Consider the following 18,492-nt stretch of genomic DNA (forward strand, 5'->3'; position numbering starts at 1 on the left):
GGTAATCAGGACCGGTCAGACACCTTCGCCGACGAAAGCCTTTTCGACCACGAATTCCTTGGGGTCCGAATTGGCGCCTTCACGCAGGCCAAAGCCTTCCAGAACGGCCTTCACATCGACGTTGAACGCCAGGCTGCCGCAGATCATGGCGCGGTCGGTTTCGGCATCCATCGGGGGCAGGCCCAGATCCTGGAACACCTTGCCCGAGGTCATGTTGTCGGTGATCCGGCCCATCAGCGGAGATTCCTCGCGCGTGGTGGTCGGGTAATACAGCAGGCGCTTGGCGAAGTCCTCGCCATACAACTCGCCCAGCAGCGGGTCGTTTTTCAGGTTCTCGACCAGTTCGCGACCATAGGTCAGTTCGTCCGCGGTGCGGCAGGTGTGCATCATGATGACCTGCTCGTAACGCTCGAAGGTTTCTGGGTCGCGCATCAGGCTGGCAAAGGGCGCAAGGCCGGTGCCGGTGGCCAGGAACCACAGGCGCTTGCCCGGCAGCAGCGCATCCAGAACCAGCGTGCCGACGGGTTTGGGGCGCAGGATGATCTGATCGCCCGGCTGGATGTGCTGCAGACGCGAGGTCAGCGGGCCGTCCGGCACCTTGATCGAATAGAATTCCAGTTCATCGTCCCAGTTGGGCGAGGCGATGGAATAGGCGCGCAGGATCGGCTTGCCATTGTCGCCCGGCAGGCCGATCATCACGAATTCGCCCGACCGGAAGCGCAGGCTTGCCGGGCGGGTCACGCGGAACGAAAACAGCGTGTCGGTCCAATGCGTCACGGCGGTGACCGTCTGGGCATCGGGGAGGGTCTTGGCAGGTTTTTCGGCGGCGTCGGCCACGGTCAGATCCAGCGTCATGTCAAAATTCCAGAATGTCTTATGCTATTTGGCAATGCGGCGAAAGCCCGCTTAGCTTGCCAGGTTTGCGCGGTGGTCAAAGTCGCGCCAGTCCGAACGGGCGACCCATTGGTCCTGCGGCTGGCGGGCGGCGATGTCGGCGGCCACCTGCACCTCGTCAAAGCCCACGCGGCGGGCCATGGCGTATTGATCGGCGATCAGGCGGCCGGTCGCACGCAGGCGACCCTGATAGCCCAGTTCGCGCAGGCGACGCGCCAGCGTGAAGCCGCGACCATCGCTGAAGGCCGGAAAGTCGATGCCGATCAGGTCGCGATGCAGGTGGTCGACCAGTTTTTCGGGCGCTGTGTCGGGCGCAAGGATCAGTTCGGCCTGAACGTCCAGCGGGTGAAAGCCGTCGTCGCGAACGATGATGTCTTCGCTGTTCAGTTGCTCGCTCATGCCGGGACCTTTCCGCGGACCATGCGCCCGCCAATGAAGTGAATGCCGCATTCGGATTTGTCGCTGCCGCGCCAGCGGCCCGCGCGGGGGTCTTCGCCCGGCTTTACGGGCGAGGTGCAGGGCGCACAACCGATTGACGGATAGCCCTTGGCGACCAGCGGATGCCGGGGCAGGTTGTTTTCGACCATGTATTCCTGCACATCCTCGGGCCGCCAATGGGCCAGGGGGTTCACGCGCAGGCGCGCGGGTTCTTCGGGCTCGAAGAATTCCAGCGCGGCGCGCTGGCCGTTCTGGAAACGTTTGCGGCCGGTGATCCAGGCGTCAAAGCCCGACAGGGCCTGTTCCAGCGGCACGGTCTTGCGCAGGTTGCAGCAGGCGTCCTGATCGAACTGATGCAGGGTGCCGTCGGGATCGTGGCGGGCGATCTCATCTGCGGTGGCGCGGATGATGCGGATGTCGGTCAGGCCCAGCTTTGCCGCCACCTCGCGCTGGTAGGCCAGCGTTTCGGGAAACAGCATCTCGGTGTCGATGAACAGGACCGGCAGGCCCGGCGCGACAACACTGACCATATGCAGCAGCACGACCGATTCCGCGCCGAATGACGACACCAGCGCCACGCGCCCCAGATCGGGGTCGCTGACCGCGCGGCGCAGAACCCCGGTCGCGGCGTGATGCCGATACCGGTCGTTCAGCAGCCCCGCGCGCGTGTCGAGGTTGCCATCAAGCATGGGCGGCCTCGGGGTAGAGCGCGGCCTTGAAGGGCGCGGGGCCAAGGCGGCGATAGGCATCCAGAAAGCGCTCGGACGCGCTTTCGCGGACCTCAAGATAGGCGCGCATCAGGCGGTCGATGGCGGGCACGACCTCTTCGGCGGGGAAGCCCGCACCGGCACGTTGGCCGATGGCCGGGATGTCATAGCCGTCGCCACCCAGCGTGATCTGATAATTCTCGACCCCGGCGCGATCCAGCCCCAGGATGCCGATATGACCCAGATGGTGGTGACCGCAGGCGTTGATGCAGCCCGAGATGCGGATGTTCAGCTTGCCGATTTCCTCTTCCAGGCCTTCGGCGCGGAAATGGTCGGCGATTTCTTGTGCGATCGGAATCGAACGGGCGGTCGCCAGCGCGCAGTAATCCATGCCGGGGCAGGCGATGATATCGCTGGTCAGTCCGGCATTCGCGGTGGCCAGCCCGGCTTCGCGCAGCGCCAGATACAGCGCGGCCAGATCCGATTTGTGGACATGCGGCAGCACGACGTTCTGGTCATGGCTGATGCGCAGGTCGTTATGGCCGTATTTCTCGGCCAGATCGGCCAGCAGGCGCATCTGTTCGGCGCTGGCATCGCCCGGCGTCTCGCCCGGCGATTTGAAGGTCACGATGACGCTGGCATAGCCGTCGACCTTGTGGTCGTGCAGGTTGGTATCGGCCCAGCTGCGGAAGGCGGGGTTCGCCTGACGCTCGGCCTGATAGCCGTCGCTGCCGGCATTGCGGAAGGCCGGGGCGGCAAAGCGGTCCTTGAAGATCGCCAGCGCCTCGCGGTCGGCACCGTGGAAATCGCGGCGGCGGCGCAGGAATTCTTCCTCGGTTTCGGCCTTGAACACGTCCAGACCGCGTTCGGACACGGTGATCTTGATGCGGGCCTTGTATTTGTTGTCGCGACGACCCGACAGGTTATAGGTCGCGATGATCGCTTCGATATAGGGCAGCAGATCCTCTTCCGGCAGGAAGTCGCGGATCACCTGGCCCAGCATCGGCGTGCGGCCAAGACCGCCCCCGACCCAGACCTCGAAGCCGGCCTTGCCGTCCTGTTCGACCAGACGCAGCCCGATGTCATGGGCCGCAACCAGCGCACGGTCGCGCGAGCCGCCGGAAATGGCGATCTTGAACTTGCGCGGCAACCACTGGAATTCGGCATGGTCGGTCGACCAGCTGCGCAGCAATTCGGCATAGGGGCGCGGATCGGTCACTTCGTCCTTGGCGGCACCGGCAAAGGCGTCGGTGGTCACGTTGCGGATCGTGTTGCCCGAGGTCTGGATGGCATGCATCCCGGCCGAGGCCAGATCGTCCAGCATATCGGGAATGTCCACCAGCTTGGGCCAGTTGAACTGGATGTTCTGGCGGGTGGTCCAGTGGCCGTAGCCCTTGTCATAGGTCGCGGCCAGATGCGCCAGCATGCGCATCTGATCGGGGCTGATCGTGCCATAGGGAATGGCCACGCGCAGCATATAGGCATGCAGCTGCAGATAGACGCCGTTCATCAGGCGCAGCGGCTTGAATTCATCCTCGGTCAGGCTGCCGTCCAGACGTCGCGCGACCTGATCGCGAAACTGCTGGGCGCGGTGGCGCACATAGTCGGTTTCGACGGGGCGGATATCAAACATTGGCTGCCTGTGCTTTCTCGGCCTGAATGCCGTGGAAGTAATTGGACGGGCCGGTCTGGCGGAACGCTTCGCGGAAATGGGTAGGTTCGGGGCCGTCGGGGCCGCGCCTAACCTCGGCCAGATAGGGGCCGACCACGCGATCGGCCTGACCGATCGCCTCGAGCAAGGCGATTTCGGCGATGGCTTCGTCTTCGAACACGGTTGCGCGCTTGGGGTCTGCGGTCCAGCCTTCATCGCACATCCAGACGTTATGACCTTCGCGCAGGTCATTGGCTGTGATGACTCCGGGCCGTGCGGCTGTCGGTGTAAAGGCTTTGCTCATGGTTTCGGACCTTTCCCTTGCTGCCTTCATATATAGAATTTTGTTCTGGAATTTTGCGATAGGCTGCGCGAAATAAGGACAAGTTGACCATCGAGGCGAATATGTCGGGCAAAATTCCTTTCGATTCCGATCCAGAGCGGACATCCGTCCGGCTGGATGACGTGGATCGTAAAATCCTTTCCCTGCTGCAAAGCGATGCCAGCCTGTCGCTGGACCAGATCGCCGAGCGGGTCGGTGCATCCAAGACGCCGGTCTGGAACCGAATCCGCAAACTGCGCGATGCCGGGGTGATCCTGCGACAGGTGGCGATTCTGGACCCGGATGCGTTGGGGCTGGAGGCATGTTTCTTCGTGCTGGTGCGCACCAGTGAACATGACAAGGACTGGGCGACGCGGTTCCTGCAGGCACTGCGCGACCGCCCCGAAGTCATCGAGGCGCATCGCCTGGCCGGGGATATCGACTATATCCTCAAGGTGCAGGTGCGCAACGCGCGTGCCTATGACCGGTTCTACCAGTCATTGATCAGCGAGGTGAAAATTCACAACGTCACCGCGCTGCTGTCGATGGAAGAGATCAAGGCGACAAGCGCCTTGCCGATTCCGTGAATGGCCCGCTATTCGTCCACGACGCTGAGGATCTTGGGTAGCGCGGGGCAGGGCAGCAACTGGTTCTTGGCAATATCTGCCAGCGTGTGATTGTGCAGGAACACATAGACATGGGCCGACAGGCCCTCCCACAGGCGGTTGGACAGGGTCTGTGCGCGAGACCCCGAGACCCCGCCCGAAGCTCCGGCACCGACATGCATTGCGCTGACGGTTTCATCCACCGCTTCGAGCACGTCGGAAATGCGGATGGTTTCGGGTTGGCGGGCAAGGCGGTATCCGCCGCCCGGACCTCTGACCGATTCGACAAGCCCGGCCCGGCGCAGGCGCACGAAGAGCTGTTCAAGATAGGGCAGGGAAATATCCTGCCGTCTCGAGATTTCCGACAATGACGTCAGCTCCTCGGGTTTTGCAATCGACAGATCGGTCAGGGCAATGACCGCGTAACGCCCTTTGGTTGACAGTTTCATCGCATGACCCCCTGCTTGTGGCTGACGCCGGATTGACGTCTGGCATATCGCTGCGCTATGCCGCGATGGCCTGTTTCTTGTGTCGGTGGCGCTGGCTTCCCAGATAACTGGTCTAGAAGTCGGACGCGAAGGCGTCAAGAAACCAACATGCTGTGAAGGATGACGATGCCAGAGCTGATTTTCCCGGGTCCCGAAGGTCGTTTGGAAGGCCGTTACCATCCGCAACCCGGCAAGCCCGATGCCCCGATCGCCATCATATTGCATCCGCATCCGCAATATGGCGGCACGATGAACAACCGTGTTGTCTATAACCTGCACTATGCGTTCCATAATATGGGCTTCACGGTGATGCGGTTCAATTTCCGCGGGGTTGGCCGCAGCCAGGGCGAATTCGATCAGGGCGTGGGCGAGCTGTCTGATGCTGCTTCGGCGCTGGATTATCTGCAGGCGATGAACCCGAATTCCAAGCATTGCTGGGTGGCGGGCTTCAGCTTTGGCGCGTGGATCGGGATGCAGCTGTTGATGCGCCGCCCCGAGATCACCGGCTTTATCAGCGTTGCGCCCCCGGCGAACATGTATGATTTCAGCTTTCTTGCGCCTTGCCCCTCGTCCGGGCTGATCATCAACGGCACCGCCGATCGGGTGGCGCCGCCCAAGGATACCCACACGCTGGTCGGCAAGCTGCGCGAGCAGAAAGGCATCACGATCACGCATGAAGAAATCGAGGGCGCTGACCATTTCTTCCGCGATGACGAACAACACATGAAGCCGATGATCTCGAACGTTCAGGGGTATGTCCGCCGCCGCTTGACCGAAAGCACGCGGTAACCGCGGCCGATGTCCGACCATATTGCGCGATCCGTTGAATTTCTGTGCGAAGCTGATCGCCTGAAATCAGTTGATCGTGCGAATGTGCTGATGGACCTGTCCCGGCCCGAAAACAGCGCCGAGCACAGCTGGCATGCCGCGCTTTATGCGATGGTGTTCGGTGGTTCGGATCGGGCCATCGCCATGCTGTTGCTGCATGATCTGGTCGAGATCGACGTGGGCGATCACCCGATTCATCTGGATCACGATCCGGTGGAACTGGCACGGGCCGAGGCCGCGGCAGCACAGCGCATTCTGGGCATGTCGCCCCATGGCGACGATCTGATCGCGCTTTGGGCCGAGTTCGAGGATGCGACCTCGGAGGATGCCCTGCTTGCCAAGCGCATGGATCATTGCCAGCCACTGTTTCAGGTCTTGCAGGCCAGGACGCCGCTGGCCGCGCATCTGGCGATCGTGCAGGACAATATCGGCACCGGTCGCGCGGCGCGCCTGTCTCGGGAATGGCCCGAGATCATGCAGGTCGCCGGCGAGATGATGGCGGGGCGTGGTCCGGGAGCGGACGATCTGGGCGATCGTTTGCGTTTTCTGGCCGAGGCCGACCGGTTGAAATCCGTCTATCGTGCGAACACGCTGATTGATGGATCGCGCCGCGAGAACAGCGCCGAACATAGCTGGCATCTTGCGCTTTATGCGCTTGCGCTGCGCGATATGGCGGGGGCGAATGTCGATGTCGGGCGCGTCATGCGCATGTTGCTGCTGCATGATCTGGTCGAAATCGATGTCGGGGATGTTCCGCTGCATTCCGCGGCGGGGCAGGCACATGGGTCCGCGCAGATACAGGTGGCCGAGGCCGAGGCCGCGCGCCGCATCTTTGGTCTGTTGCCGAAGCTGCAGGGTGCCGAGTTTCTGGCATTGTGGCAAGAATTTGAAGCTGCCAGCAGCCCGGATGCCATCTTTGCCAAGTCACTGGATCGCTGCCAGCCCGCGATCCAGAACCTGCGCTCTGGCGGTGCAGGATGGCGCGAATTCAATGTAAGCCTTGCGGATATCGACGCGCGTGTCGGCCGCAAGGTTGCGCTTGGCCTGCCGGACGTGTGGGACTGGCTGCGTCCGCAAGTGGCCGCCTTTCTGTCCTAGTGTCGGATAGCACCTGCTTGGCTGTGCAGGGCGCGCTGGTTCCTGACATGACGCATGATCATCTGACGTCCGCGTTTGCCCGTCGCAAAAGGGCGGGCAGGTGCAATCCTGTCAGACATGTCACGCAACTGCGGGAACAGGGTAAACAGTTCTTCGGCGGCCTCGCCCAATGCCGCGATCGCCTGCGGTCCGGGATACAGCGATTCCGTCAGCGCCCCGTTCGATGTCAGGATTTCGTGCCGGTCGAACAACAGATGCACATAGGTGACAGGCTCGGGTGCCTCGACGATGCAGATGCCGGGGATTTCGGTCAGGTGGCAGGCCGCGACCAGCAATTCATCGGTTCCAAACATGCGGTGGGCGATTGGCGAGCTGACCAGAACGCGATGCTGTGGCGATACCAGCAGATTCTGACGTGGCTGGTCTTGACCAAGCGCCCCCGCGCCGATGCGGATGGGCCGCAATTTCGGCGATGCAATCAGTTCGTCGCGTGACAATTTGCGTTGCGCCGACCAGCGCACCGGCTGCAGGCCGTGATCCTGCGTCACGACCAGATCGCCCGCGCGGATATCCTCGACCGGCCTTTCGCCACATTCGGTCAGGATCAGCGTCCCATTGGTAAAGCACGGCACGAAAGAGGCCATTCCATACCGGCCGGCATAGGCCGCAGTATAGCTGGTCGAAAAATGTTCCGCGTCGGGAAAGCGGATCGCAAGGATCGGATGCGTGGTCATGGCATTTACTTCGGACAGGGTGCTGTCGGTCAATGGCGGTGGCATCATGAAGACATTGCCCTCGGTGTCCTGAATGACCCGAACATTCGAGGTCACGCGATCGGTGCTGCCATCGGGCAATAGTCGCGTGACCTCGGCATTGATGGCGGTGAAGGCGCTGTCGATTTCGTGTGATTGCGGATTTCCGCCCGGCAGGCTGTAGGAAATTTCCTCTTGTCCGCCGCCCCAGTTATTGGTCAGGATCAGCCCGTCACCATTCGTGTCCTGCATGTCGACCTGCACCCGCTGGCCGAACAGCGGCGTGTCGGCAGAGCCGAAGCTTTCATTCGCGAAATGCTTGGTCGCCTTTTCGGCGGCGACATTCCATTCGTTTCGGTCAAGATCGGCAAAGTTCCCAAGATAGATCATATCGTGGATGGGCATGGCATCGGTTCCTGCGTGGCAATCGGTCTCTCGACCTGCCACGAAGGTGTTTAAGAACCGCTTTGCCCGATGCCTTGAAATGCAGACAAGTTTAGTGGCTTCGGGCCCCAGTCATTTTTTGCATACCAAGGCATACCGTCTTTCCTTTTGCCATCATAAAGGCTATGAGGCGGCAGATCCTGACGCCAACAAGGGGACCATCCATGTCCAAGATCAAGGTAGAGAACCCCGTCGTCGAGCTCGACGGCGACGAAATGACCCGGATCATCTGGGATTTCATCAAGCAGAAGCTGATCCTGCCCTATCTGGATATCGACCTGAAATATTACGATCTGGGCATCGAAGAGCGTGACCGCACCGACGACCAGATCACCGTTGATGCCGCCGAGGCGATCAAGAAATACGGTGTTGGCGTCAAATGCGCGACCATCACCCCGGACGAAGCCCGCGTCGAGGAATTCGGCCTGAAAAAGATGTGGCGTTCGCCCAACGGCACCATCCGCAACATCCTGGGTGGCGTGATCTTCCGCGAGCCGATCATCTGCGAAAACGTCCCGCGCCTGGTTCCGGGCTGGACCCAGCCGATCATCGTCGGCCGTCACGCCTTTGGCGACCAGTACCGCGCGACCGACTTCAAATTCCCCGGCAAGGGCAAGCTGACGATCAAGTTCGTCGGTGAGGACGGCGAAGAAATCGAACACGAGGTGTTCCAGTCGCCCGGCGCCGGTGTCGCCATGGCGATGTACAACCTTGACGATTCGATCCGCGATTTCGCACGCGCCAGCATGAACTATGGTCTGGCCCGCGGCGTTCCGGTCTATCTGTCGACCAAGAACACGATCATGAAGGTCTATGATGGCCGCTTCAAGGATCTGTTCCAGCAGGTCTTCGACGAGGAATTCGCCGACAAGTTCAAGGAAGCCGGCATCACCTATGAACACCGCCTGATCGACGACATGGTCGCCAGTGCGATGAAATGGTCGGGCGGCTATGTCTGGGCTTGCAAGAACTATGATGGTGACGTGCAGTCCGACACCGTTGCGCAGGGCTTTGGCAGCCTTGGCCTGATGACCAGCGTCCTGATGACGCCGGACGGGCAGGTCGTCGAATCCGAGGCCGCGCATGGCACCGTGACCCGCCATTATCGCGAACACCAGAAGGGCAACGCGACCTCGACCAACTCGATCGCGTCGATCTTTGCCTGGACCGGTGGCCTGAAGCACCGCGCCAAGCTGGACGGCAACGATGCGCTGATGACCTTTGCCACCACGCTGGAAAAGGTCACTGTTCAGTGCGTCGAGGACGGCTTCATGACCAAGGACCTCGCACTGCTGGTCGGCCCGGATCAGAAATGGCTGACCACCATGGGCTTCCTTGAGAAGGTCGATGAATATCTGAACAAGGCGCTTGCCTAAGCGCTAAGCGATTGTTCCAGACATTGGACGGGGCTGTGCTTGGTTAGCACGGCCCCGTTTCTGTTGGCGCGCTCTGCAATCCTGCCAGCAGATCGGGCAAATCCCTTGCGCCATGCTGCGCCCGCCGAACCAGTTGGTCGAAATGCGCGGTCAGCGTTCGGACGCGGTTGCTGTCGCGAAAAACCAGATAGTTCTGCCCGATATAGATTGCCGCCATCAACGGACCGAATACCGTCAGTGGCGTCGAAAACACCTGGCGCGCGTCATAGAGATACAGGCGCAACGCGGGGTAAAGCTGGTCGGTCACTTCGCGCATGTAATCCAGTTGGGCGTCGCGATGCCGGTGCGGCAGATCCCGATAATACCCTTCTCCACGCGCCAGCATCTGCAATTCCTGCAAGGGCAGGGCGATTTCAACATCCGATGTGGTTTCGCGCATCCATTCCAGGCGGCGTTCCGAGGCCTCGATTGCCTGCTGGGTGTTGCGGGTCACGTGATTGTCGTATTCCCAGCGCAGTGTTTCGCGGGTTTTCAACAGATCGGGCAGGCCGGTCGGCACGTGCCTGATCTTGTAACCTGTCGCTTGCCGGTGCCAGTCATAGATCTGGTCGTCGATCAGGGTCCGCGTCGCGGCAGTGACCTGCAACGAAGCATCGACAAGGTCGCTGGCCATCTGCTGATGCTCACTCAGGCCCAGCAGCCAATCGGCGCTGATGCCAAAGTGACGCGCCGCCAGTGCAATCAGATGCGCCCCCGGCATCCGCCCACCCTCATCCGTCAGCAGCTGGGATATGGTGGAACGGTCCACGCCGATCGCGCGGGCCAGCCCCGATTGTGTTTCACCGGTTTCGGTCATGATCTGCGCCAGCCGCGCGCGCAACTCGCCCGCCAGATCGCGTTTGTCGATGGAATCGATCATGCGGTGAATTTTATCACGTCTTGATGCATTTTGCTAACGATGTTCCGAATTCTGGCGGCCGGCAGACAAAGCTAAGCTGGAGCCGAGAATTGGCAGAAAAGGAAGCGTGTTCATGGAAACCCGTGTCAGATCAGTAACCAAGGCGGTTCTATGGCAGGTGATCGGTCTGCTGGGCATGACGGCTGTCGGGTTGCTGGTCACGGGGTCGGTCAGTGCCGCCGGCGGGATGGCCCTGATGAATGCGGCCATAGGTTTCGCCATGTATCTGGCCTATGAACGACTATGGCAGCGTATTCAGTGGGGCCGGTCGGCGCGCTGAGGCTTTTCTGTGGCGCAAGGCTGGGCTATCAGTGCGCCCAGCACCCTACAGGAGCCCATGCCATGAAAGCCGCCGTCATCACCTTTCCCGGGTCGAATTGCGACCGCGACCTGACCGTTGCCCTTCAACAGGCCGGAGCCGAGGTGACATCGGTCTGGCACAAGGACACCACCCTGCCGACCGGCACGGATCTGGTCGCCGTGCCCGGTGGGTTCTCATATGGGGACCATCTGCGTTGCGGGGCGATTGCCGCGCATTCACCAATTGCCGCTGCCTTGCGCGAACATGCGGCCAAAGGCGGCTATGTGCTGGGGATCTGCAACGGATTTCAGGTTCTGACCGAGCTTGGCTTGTTGCCCGGCGCCTTGATGCGCAATCAGGGGCTGACATTCATCTGCAAACCCGCAGTCTTGTCGGTGGCCAGCGTGGACAGCGACTTTACTGCAGGCTATCGCGCCGGGCAGAGCATCACGATCCCCGTCGCACATCACGATGGCAATTATCAGATTTCCGCTGACGGACTGGCCGAGTTGCGCGATCAGGATCGGATCGCCTTTACCTATGCGCCTGCGATCAATGGTTCGGTGGCTGACATTGCCGGTGTGCTGTCCGCGAACCGGCGTGTGTTGGGGATGATGCCTCATCCGGAACGCGCGGCTGATCCGGCCCTGGGTGGGCAGGACGGCGCGGCGATGTTCTCGTCGCTAGTCGGCGGATTGCAGCACGCGTGACTTGAGCCGCGCGCGTTCTGAGCCTAAATTGCGGCAGTTAGCGGTTTCGTCGGATCGGCGCGGTGGGTAGGAAAAGAACAGACAACCACGGTGGCAAAGGCCGCCCGGGCGGCGCAGCGCAGCCGTCCAATCCGTGGTGGCTGCGCTCTGCCATCGGATTGATCTTTGTCACCGCGCTTGTCGCGATCTGGATCACGAACGCCTGGCTGACCGAGCGATTCGCCGAGAATACGCGTGTGCGTGCCGATCTGCGCCTGGCGCTGTATACTGGCAACCTGCGTTCCGAGCTGGACCGAAACGAGGTCGTGCCGCTGCTTCTGGCGCGCGACCCCGCCTTGATCGATGCGCTGAACATGACCGATTTTTCGACCACTTCGGCGCGTCTGATCGCGGCGCAACAGGAAATCGGCGCGGCTTCGATACGGCTTCTGGATGCGTCGGGGCGGACGGTCGGCTCGACCGATCGCTATCAGATCGGTACCAACAATGTCGCCGCGCCCTATTATGTCGAAGCCCTGCGGTCGCGCGACACGGTGTTCACCGTTTCGACCACCGATTCCGGCGCCTATGAATTCAATCATTCCCGCGCCATCATCGCGGATGGCAAGACATTGGGCGTGATCGTCGTGGGGGCTGATCTGACCCGGCTTGAACGGTCATGGGCCGGAATTGCCGATGCGGTCGTCGTGACCGACAGCGAGGGGTCGATCATCCTGGCGACAGAACCGCGTTGGCGCGGCCTGCCATTGCCCGAGGCGCTGTCGGTGCGGTCGGCCCCTTCGGCGATCCAGCGGGCGTTTCAGGTCACAGCGGACTGGACGTCGCCGCCGGCGGATGCCTATCTGCAAGGCCGTGCGGTGATGCGCAGCGAGGCCCGGATACCGTTTCGCGGCTGGAAGATGATCAGTTTCACCACCTATGCCTCGACGCGGGAACGGGTGAACGCCGTCCTTGCGCTGGAAATCATGGGCTTTGCGATCCTTCTGGCGGCGACGTTTTACGTGCTGTCGCGCAGGGCGCGGTTGCAATCGGCGGCCTATATGCGCGAATCGGCGGATCTGCGGGCGCTGAACATGCGCCTGACCCGCGAAATCGCCGAACGAGAGCGTGTGCAAAAGGAACTGCGCGTGGCTGAGCAGACCGTGCAGCAGTCATCCAAGCTGGCCGCGCTGGGCGAGATGTCGGCGGGTGTCAGTCACGAATTGAACCAGCCGTTGGCCGCGATGAAGACCTATCTGGCCGGCGCCCGCCTGCTGCTGGAGCGCGGGCGCAGCGAAGAGGCGCTGTCAAGTTTCCAGCGAATCGATGACCTGATCGAGCGAATGGGTGCGATCACGCGGCAGCTGAAGTCCTATGCGCGCAAGGGGGGCGAGGCCGTCGAGCCGGTTGACCTGCGTTCCGCGGTCAGTGCCGCACTGACCATGATGGAACCGCAGCTGCGTGCGCGAACGATCCGCATTACGCGCAATGTTCCGCGCGGCAAGGTCATGGTGCTTGCCGATCGCATCAGGCTGGAACAGGTGATCATCAACCTGTTGCGCAACGCGGTGGACGCAGTCAAGGACAAGCGCGACGCGTGGATCGAGATCACCGTTGAAAGCGGTGCTCACGCCTATGTGTCCGTTCGCGACAACGGACCGGGTGTATCGGACCTGGAAAAGCTGTTTGAACCGTTCTGGACAACCAAGAAGCCCGGCGAGGGCACGGGGTTGGGGCTGGCCATTTCTTCCACCATCGTGGCGGATTTCGGCGGGCGCCTGACCGCACATAATGAAACCGAGGGCGGAGCCGTGTTCCGGGTCGAGCTGCCATTGCACAGACCCGGCCAGCCCGTCGAAGCCCTTGCCGCAGAATGAGACCGAGAGAGGAACAAATATGTCCCGCAAGCTGAAGATCGCGATTGTCGATGACGAACCGGATATGCGGGAATCCATCAGCCAATGGCTGGTCCTGTCCGGCTTTGAGACCGAAACATTTGCCAGTGCCGAAGACGCATTGAAGGTAATCGGGGCGGACTGGCCGGGGGTCGTCGTGTCCGACATCCGCATGCCCGGCATGGATGGTATTGCCTTCCTAAAACGTCTGATGGGGGTCGATTCTGCCCTTCCGGTGATCATGATTACCGGCCATGGAGATGTGCCGATGGCGGTCGAGGCGATGCGGATCGGTGCCATGGATTTCATGGAAAAGCCGTTCAACCCCGACAAGATGACCGCGCTGGCCAAAAAGGCCACGCAGGCGCGACGGATGACGCTGGACAATCGGGCGCTGCGTCGCGATCTGTCCGAAGGGCAGCAGGTGATGTCAAAACTGATCGGGTCCAGCCCGGTCATGGATCGCCTGCGCGAAGATATTCTGGATCTGGGGCAAGCAGACGGTCACGTGTTGATCGACGGGGAAACCGGCACCGGCAAGACACTGGTTGCGCATGCCCTGCACGCCGTTGGTCCGCGCGCCTCGCGTAAATTCGTGCCGGTGTCCTGCGCCGCCTATAATGATGAGGCGCTGACAGCGCGGCTGTTCGGTCCGATCGAGGACGGCCTGCCTGCAGTCGAAGAGGCCCGTGGCGGGACATTGTGCCTTGAGGATGTCGAGGCCCTGTCCGAACCTCTGCAAGCCCGGCTTTTGGCATTCATCAGCGAACAGGGCGCGGCAGCCGAGGCGCGCATCATCGCGATTTCCAACGCCCGCGGCGAGGGCCGCAAGGCCGAAGATTCCCTGCGCCCGGATCTGTTCTATCGTCTTTCGGCGCTGAAGATCACCCTGCCGCCCCTGCGCGCGCGGGGCGAGGATATTCTTGCGCTGTTCACGCGCATGGCCGAACAGTTCTCGGATGAATATGGCTGTGAACCGCCGCAGGTCAGCGCCCAAGAGGCCGCGCAGCTGTTGCAGGCCCCCTGGCCGGGCAATATCCGCCAGCTGATCAATGTCGCCGAACGAGCCGTTCTGCAGAACCGGCGCGGATCGGGCAGCATCGCCTCGTTGCTGATGGCTGATGGCGAGGACAATCAGCAGGCCACGACGACCGAGGGCAAGCCGCTGAAGGAATATGTCGAAAGCTTCGAGAAAATGCTGATCGACAACACCATGCGCCGCCACAAGGGCAGCATTGCCAGCGTGATGGAAGAACTGTGCCTTCCGCGCCGGACGCTGAACGAAAAGATGGCCAAATACGGGTTGCAGCGCGGCGACTACCTGTAAGGTCGCGCAGCAACAACCTGCCGCAATGAACAAAAGAAGGGGGCGATTGATCCGCCCCCTTCTTCAATATGTGCGGGCTGCGTGCTCAGGCGAACAGGAACACATCACCATTGGTCGCGACCTCGTAGCTGTCGTCGATCAGGCTGGTGGGGCGTACCATGCCATCGACCGGGTCGATGCTGGCACCGTAGGGCAGGGTGTCGGGTTCTTCGCCATTTCCGTTGACGCCACCATACAGATAGTAATCTGATTCAACCCCGTCGCCGCCCAGAAGCACGGCTTTCAGGTGGGAATCTTCGTTCAGATAGCTGTCGGCGGCGACCAGATTTTCGACCAGCCCCTCGATGAACAGGTCCAGGTCGGTCGGGTGATCGCCGGTCAGCGAAATGTCGATGATGCGCAGGCCGTTCTGATCGAAATCGCCCCCAGCGATGCCGTCCTGCTGCACGAAGGCAAGCGTCAGCACCGTGATCGGTGTTTCCAGGTCGGGGAAGTCCAGCACCAGTGACATCGGTTCTTCGGGGTCGATCGGATCAACCGGATCGACCGGATCGGTCGTGTCCTCGGCTTCGACAAAGGTTCCGGTGGCGGCCATCTTGGCGCTGTCATGCCCTTTGCGACCCATGCCGGTGGCGCGCATGCCCAACTCGGCGCTGGCCAGTTCCGCCAGATCCGAAATGCCAAGGTCTTTCATCGACATCACGACATGACCTTCGGTGGTGTCCTTGTCGCAACCGCCGACCGTGCCGATGGCCTTGGCAAAATCGAACCCGTCCAGCTTGTCGCCGTCTGTATCCGAGCCGAACATGTTATTGCCGCGCTGAATCGCATTGATATCGCCGCCGTCATTATCCAGATCCAGATAGAAACCGTTCAGATCGGAGCGGCCATTTGTCAGTTCATAATTGAAGACGACATTGCCGTTGTCGTCGGCATGTGCCGTAATTTCGACGGTGACACCTTTCTGTGCTTCCAGCGTCCAGGTGACGACATCTGCGCCTTCGGGGGCTTCGGACGGTGCGGTGCTGTCGTCATGGCGGTCGTCGCGGTCATGACGGTGCCAGAACTTGTTGTCGTGATCGTGGCGCGAATGCCCGCGATCATCGTCGTTTTTCCAGTGTTTGCGGTCATTCCGGTCCGAATCCCAACGGCTTGAAAAATCCTTGCGGCCTTCGTGGCGGTCGAAATGCTTTTCGAAACGGTTGTGGTCGAACCGGAATGCTTTGCGGAAACTCATTAACCTGCTCCAATCATAAAATTGATGCAGGCAAATTATCGGCGGAAATATGCCCAGTTAAGCTGTCTAAATGGATATTGTATTGACTTCCATAAAATCACCTTTCGGTTGTTTTTTGCGCCCGATCCAACATCGTTTGGGGCCGGACTGGTGACAAAGCTTGCGCGAATGGGGCGGGGGCGTTAACCGGACGCAGCATCCGAAAGGCACGAATTATGACCGGAAAGCCCAAGATATCTGACGCCAAGAACCTTTGCCCCCGGACCGCAGCCGTGCATCACGGCACGCGCCGCAGCCAATATGGCGAGATGTCCGAAGCGATCTTCATGACGCAGGGCTTTGTCTATGACAGCGCCGAACAGGCCGAGGCCCGGTTCATCGAAAGCGGATCGGATGAGTTCATCTATGCCCGGTATGGCAACCCGACCAGCCGCATGTTCGAAGAACGCCTGGCCGCCCTGGAAGGCACCGAGGACGCCTTCGCAACAGCCAGCGGAATGGCGGCGGTGAATGGCGCGCTGTTTTCCATGTGCGCGCCGGGTGATCACGTTGTCGCAGCCCGCGCCCTGTTCGGGTCATGCATTTATGTTCTCGACCTGCTGGCGAAGTTCGGTGTCGAGATTACCTATGTCGACGGAACGGACCTGTCGCAATGGGCCAGTGCGATTCGCGACGGCACCAAGGCGGTGTTCTTTGAATCGGTCTCGAATCCGGGGCTGGAGGTGACGGATATGCAGGCCGTTGCGCGCCTGGCGCATGATGCCGGGGCGATGGTCGTTGTCGACAACGTTTTTGCGACCCCGGTCTTTTCGCGGGCGGTCGAACTGGGGGCGGATGTCGTGGTTTATTCCGCGACCAAGCATATCGATGGCGGTGGGCGTGCGCTTGCCGGCGCGATCTGCGGCAGCCGCGATTACATCCGCAACACGGTCGAACCCTATCTGAAACATACCGGCGGGGCGATCAGCCCGTTTCACAGCTGGATCATGCTGAATGGCCTGACAACGATGGATCTGCGGGTCCGGGCGCAGGCCGAATCGGCTGACAGGATTGCACGTGCCATGCAAGGCAACCCGTATCTGTCGCGGGTGGTGTATCCGGGACTGGATGATCACCCCCAGCATGCCTTGGCCATGCAGCAGATGGGGGCGGGTGGCACGATGATCGCGCTGGAGATAGCGGGCGGCAAGGATGCGGCCTTTGCGGCGCTGAACCGCCTGCGCGTGATCAAGATTTCGAACAATCTGGGCGATGCGAAATCCATCGTGACCCATCCGGCAACCACGACGCATCAGCGTTTGCCGGATGAGGTCAAGGCGCAGTTGGGGATATCGCCCGGGCTGTTGCGCCTTTCGATCGGGCTTGAGGATCCGTCCGATCTGATTGCCGATCTTGAACAGGCTTTGGCGGGCTGATCCCGCATCTGCCCCGGGTCTTTCGCAATCAGGCGAAAGACCCCATATTGCGGCAGAGTTCCCAAGGAGGATGACCGCATGACCGATGCCCGACCCATGGTCCCGGCCTATCCGGCACTGATCCGCGACTATGATGCGGGTTTTCGTGTGGATGAAGAATATCGTTCAGCGCTGCCTGATTTGCAAAACGGGCCGGCCAGTCTGATCGTCGGGGCGCGGGCGCCGATCCAGCATGTCGGGATTTCGAATTTCCGCCTGCCGATCCGGTATCAGACCCGTGCCGGGGGCGAGGTCGCGCTGGAAACCAGCGTGACGGGCACTGTCAGTCTGGATGCCGACCGCAAGGGCATCAACATGAGCCGGATCATGCGGTCTTTCTATGGGCATTCCGATCACCTGTTCAGCCTGTCCGTGCTGGAGGCCGCACTGGATGATTACAAGGCTGATCTCGATGCTTTCGATGCCCGTATCCAGATGCGCTTTTCCTATCCCGTTCGCGTGGATTCGTTGCGGTCGGGCTTGTCGGGTTGGCAGTATTACGACATTGCGCAAGAGGTGATCGAACGGCAGGGGCAACGCCTGCGAATCATGCATTTCGATTACGTCTATTCCTCGACCTGCCCCTGCTCGTTGGAACTGTCCGAACATGCCCGGGAATCCAGGTCGCGCCTTGCGACGCCGCATTCGCAGCGTTCGATTGCGCGAATATCGCTGGTGATGGGCGGGCCGGAAAAGATCTGGTTCGAAGACATGGTTGAATTGTGTCGCCGTGCCGTGCCCACGGAAACCCAGGTCATGGTCAAGCGAGAGGATGAGCAGGCCTTTGCCGAGTTGAATGCCTCGAACCCGATTTTCGTCGAGGATGCGGTGCGCGCCTTTGCCAAGGAACTGCAGGGCGATCCCCGCATCGGCGATTTCCGCGTGGTGGCCAGCCACAAGGAATCGCTGCATTCCCATGATGCTGTCAGCTTGCTGGTGGATGGGCCGACCTTCGCGCAATCATCCCTTGATCCGATGACATTCGAGAGTCTGCGTGCCTGACGGCAAAGTGCGGAACAAATATGGAA

19 protein-coding genes are annotated in these 18,492 nt (G+C 61.1%); 10 read left to right on the top strand and 9 right to left on the bottom strand.

Annotated features, from left to right (window positions below):
• Positions 1–15 precede the first annotated feature (15 nt).
• Genes PAF17_RS14135 through PAF17_RS14155 form a run of 5 tightly spaced genes read right to left on the bottom strand, consistent with a single transcriptional unit; the run spans position 16 to position 3,994 of the window.
• Positions 16–855 (bottom strand): ferredoxin--NADP reductase, encoded by an 840-nt coding sequence (locus PAF17_RS14135; RefSeq protein ID WP_271889754.1) that lies wholly within the window; start codon positions 853–855, stop codon positions 16–18.
• Positions 856–906: 51 nt separating this feature from the next.
• Positions 907–1,293: a DUF934 domain-containing protein gene (locus PAF17_RS14140; RefSeq protein ID WP_271889755.1), complete on the bottom strand. Its 387-nt coding sequence runs from the start codon at positions 1,291–1,293 to the stop codon at positions 907–909.
• On the bottom strand, positions 1,290–2,021 hold the full coding sequence (locus tag PAF17_RS14145) for a phosphoadenylyl-sulfate reductase (protein WP_271889756.1): 732 nt from the start codon (positions 2,019–2,021) through the stop codon (positions 1,290–1,292). Before PAF17_RS14145 ends, PAF17_RS14140 begins: the two co-directional genes overlap by 4 nt.
• A complete protein-coding gene (locus PAF17_RS14150; RefSeq protein WP_271889757.1) occupies positions 2,014–3,672 on the bottom strand; it encodes a nitrite/sulfite reductase in 1,659 nt (552 codons plus the stop codon). The genes PAF17_RS14145 and PAF17_RS14150 overlap by 8 nt, the downstream gene beginning before the upstream one ends.
• A complete protein-coding gene (locus tag PAF17_RS14155; RefSeq protein WP_271889758.1) occupies positions 3,665–3,994 on the bottom strand; it encodes a DUF2849 domain-containing protein in 330 nt (109 codons plus the stop codon). The genes PAF17_RS14150 and PAF17_RS14155 overlap by 8 nt, the downstream gene beginning before the upstream one ends.
• A gap of 101 nt (positions 3,995–4,095) precedes the next feature.
• Between PAF17_RS14155 and PAF17_RS14160 the strand changes: the two genes are divergently transcribed.
• Positions 4,096–4,599 carry an Lrp/AsnC family transcriptional regulator gene (locus PAF17_RS14160; protein WP_271889759.1) on the top strand — a complete coding sequence of 168 codons (504 nt, stop codon included), beginning with the start codon at positions 4,096–4,098 and terminating at the stop codon, positions 4,597–4,599.
• Between the two features lie 8 nt (positions 4,600–4,607).
• Here PAF17_RS14160 and iscR read toward each other — a convergent pair whose 3' ends face one another.
• On the bottom strand, positions 4,608–5,066 hold the full coding sequence (iscR, locus tag PAF17_RS14165) for a Fe-S cluster assembly transcriptional regulator IscR (RefSeq protein WP_271889760.1): 459 nt from the start codon (positions 5,064–5,066) through the stop codon (positions 4,608–4,610).
• A gap of 165 nt (positions 5,067–5,231) precedes the next feature.
• On the opposite strand from iscR, the gene PAF17_RS14170 reads away from it, so the two are divergent.
• Together PAF17_RS14170 and PAF17_RS14175 are read left to right on the top strand one after the other, a co-directional pair.
• A complete protein-coding gene (locus tag PAF17_RS14170; protein WP_271889761.1) occupies positions 5,232–5,894 on the top strand; it encodes an alpha/beta hydrolase in 663 nt (220 codons plus the stop codon).
• A gap of 9 nt (positions 5,895–5,903) precedes the next feature.
• A complete protein-coding gene (locus tag PAF17_RS14175) occupies positions 5,904–7,031 on the top strand; it encodes an HD domain-containing protein (RefSeq protein ID WP_271889762.1) in 1,128 nt (375 codons plus the stop codon).
• Here the strand turns inward: PAF17_RS14175 and PAF17_RS14180 are convergent.
• The gene (locus PAF17_RS14180) at positions 7,028–8,188 is read right to left on the bottom strand and encodes a Hint domain-containing protein (RefSeq protein ID WP_271889763.1); all 1,161 of its coding nucleotides are present in this window, start codon (positions 8,186–8,188) and stop codon (positions 7,028–7,030) included. The two genes, PAF17_RS14175 and PAF17_RS14180, sit on opposite strands and share 4 nt — an antisense overlap.
• A gap of 203 nt (positions 8,189–8,391) precedes the next feature.
• Here PAF17_RS14180 and PAF17_RS14185 point away from each other — a divergent pair, with 203 nt between their 5' ends.
• Positions 8,392–9,603: an NADP-dependent isocitrate dehydrogenase gene (locus PAF17_RS14185; RefSeq protein ID WP_271889764.1), complete on the top strand. Its 1,212-nt coding sequence runs from the start codon at positions 8,392–8,394 to the stop codon at positions 9,601–9,603.
• Between the two features lie 43 nt (positions 9,604–9,646).
• Here PAF17_RS14185 and PAF17_RS14190 read toward each other — a convergent pair whose 3' ends face one another.
• On the bottom strand, positions 9,647–10,522 hold the full coding sequence (locus PAF17_RS14190; protein ID WP_271889765.1) for a helix-turn-helix domain-containing protein: 876 nt from the start codon (positions 10,520–10,522) through the stop codon (positions 9,647–9,649).
• 112 nt (positions 10,523–10,634) lie between these two features.
• On the opposite strand from PAF17_RS14190, the gene PAF17_RS14195 reads away from it, so the two are divergent.
• The 4 genes from PAF17_RS14195 to PAF17_RS14210 all read left to right on the top strand — a co-directional run bounded on the left by PAF17_RS14195 (position 10,635) and on the right by PAF17_RS14210 (position 14,773).
• The gene (locus PAF17_RS14195) at positions 10,635–10,841 is read left to right on the top strand and encodes a DUF2061 domain-containing protein (protein WP_271889766.1); all 207 of its coding nucleotides are present in this window, start codon (positions 10,635–10,637) and stop codon (positions 10,839–10,841) included.
• A gap of 62 nt (positions 10,842–10,903) precedes the next feature.
• Positions 10,904–11,572 carry a phosphoribosylformylglycinamidine synthase subunit PurQ gene (purQ, locus tag PAF17_RS14200; RefSeq protein ID WP_271889767.1) on the top strand — a complete coding sequence of 223 codons (669 nt, stop codon included), beginning with the start codon at positions 10,904–10,906 and terminating at the stop codon, positions 11,570–11,572.
• Positions 11,573–11,712: 140 nt separating this feature from the next.
• On the top strand, positions 11,713–13,428 hold the full coding sequence (locus PAF17_RS14205; RefSeq protein WP_271889779.1) for a sensor histidine kinase: 1,716 nt from the start codon (positions 11,713–11,715) through the stop codon (positions 13,426–13,428).
• A gap of 19 nt (positions 13,429–13,447) precedes the next feature.
• Positions 13,448–14,773: a sigma-54-dependent transcriptional regulator gene (locus PAF17_RS14210; protein WP_271889768.1), complete on the top strand. Its 1,326-nt coding sequence runs from the start codon at positions 13,448–13,450 to the stop codon at positions 14,771–14,773.
• A gap of 85 nt (positions 14,774–14,858) precedes the next feature.
• Here the strand turns inward: PAF17_RS14210 and PAF17_RS14215 are convergent, their stop codons facing one another.
• Entirely contained in the window at positions 14,859–16,010 is a 1,152-nt protein-coding gene (locus PAF17_RS14215) for a hypothetical protein (RefSeq protein WP_271889769.1), read from the bottom strand.
• Positions 16,011–16,225: 215 nt separating this feature from the next.
• Here PAF17_RS14215 and metZ point away from each other — a divergent pair, with 215 nt between their 5' ends.
• Both metZ and folE2 read left to right on the top strand, forming a co-directional pair.
• Positions 16,226–17,425: an O-succinylhomoserine sulfhydrylase gene (metZ, locus tag PAF17_RS14220; RefSeq protein ID WP_271889770.1), complete on the top strand. Its 1,200-nt coding sequence runs from the start codon at positions 16,226–16,228 to the stop codon at positions 17,423–17,425.
• 78 nt (positions 17,426–17,503) lie between these two features.
• Positions 17,504–18,466 carry a GTP cyclohydrolase FolE2 gene (gene folE2 / locus PAF17_RS14225; RefSeq protein ID WP_408636429.1) on the top strand — a complete coding sequence of 321 codons (963 nt, stop codon included), beginning with the start codon at positions 17,504–17,506 and terminating at the stop codon, positions 18,464–18,466.
• Positions 18,467–18,492 lie beyond the last annotated feature (26 nt).

Source organism: Paracoccus onchidii (assembly GCF_028294535.1).
Classification (GTDB): Bacteria; Pseudomonadota; Alphaproteobacteria; order Rhodobacterales; family Rhodobacteraceae; genus Paracoccus; species Paracoccus onchidii.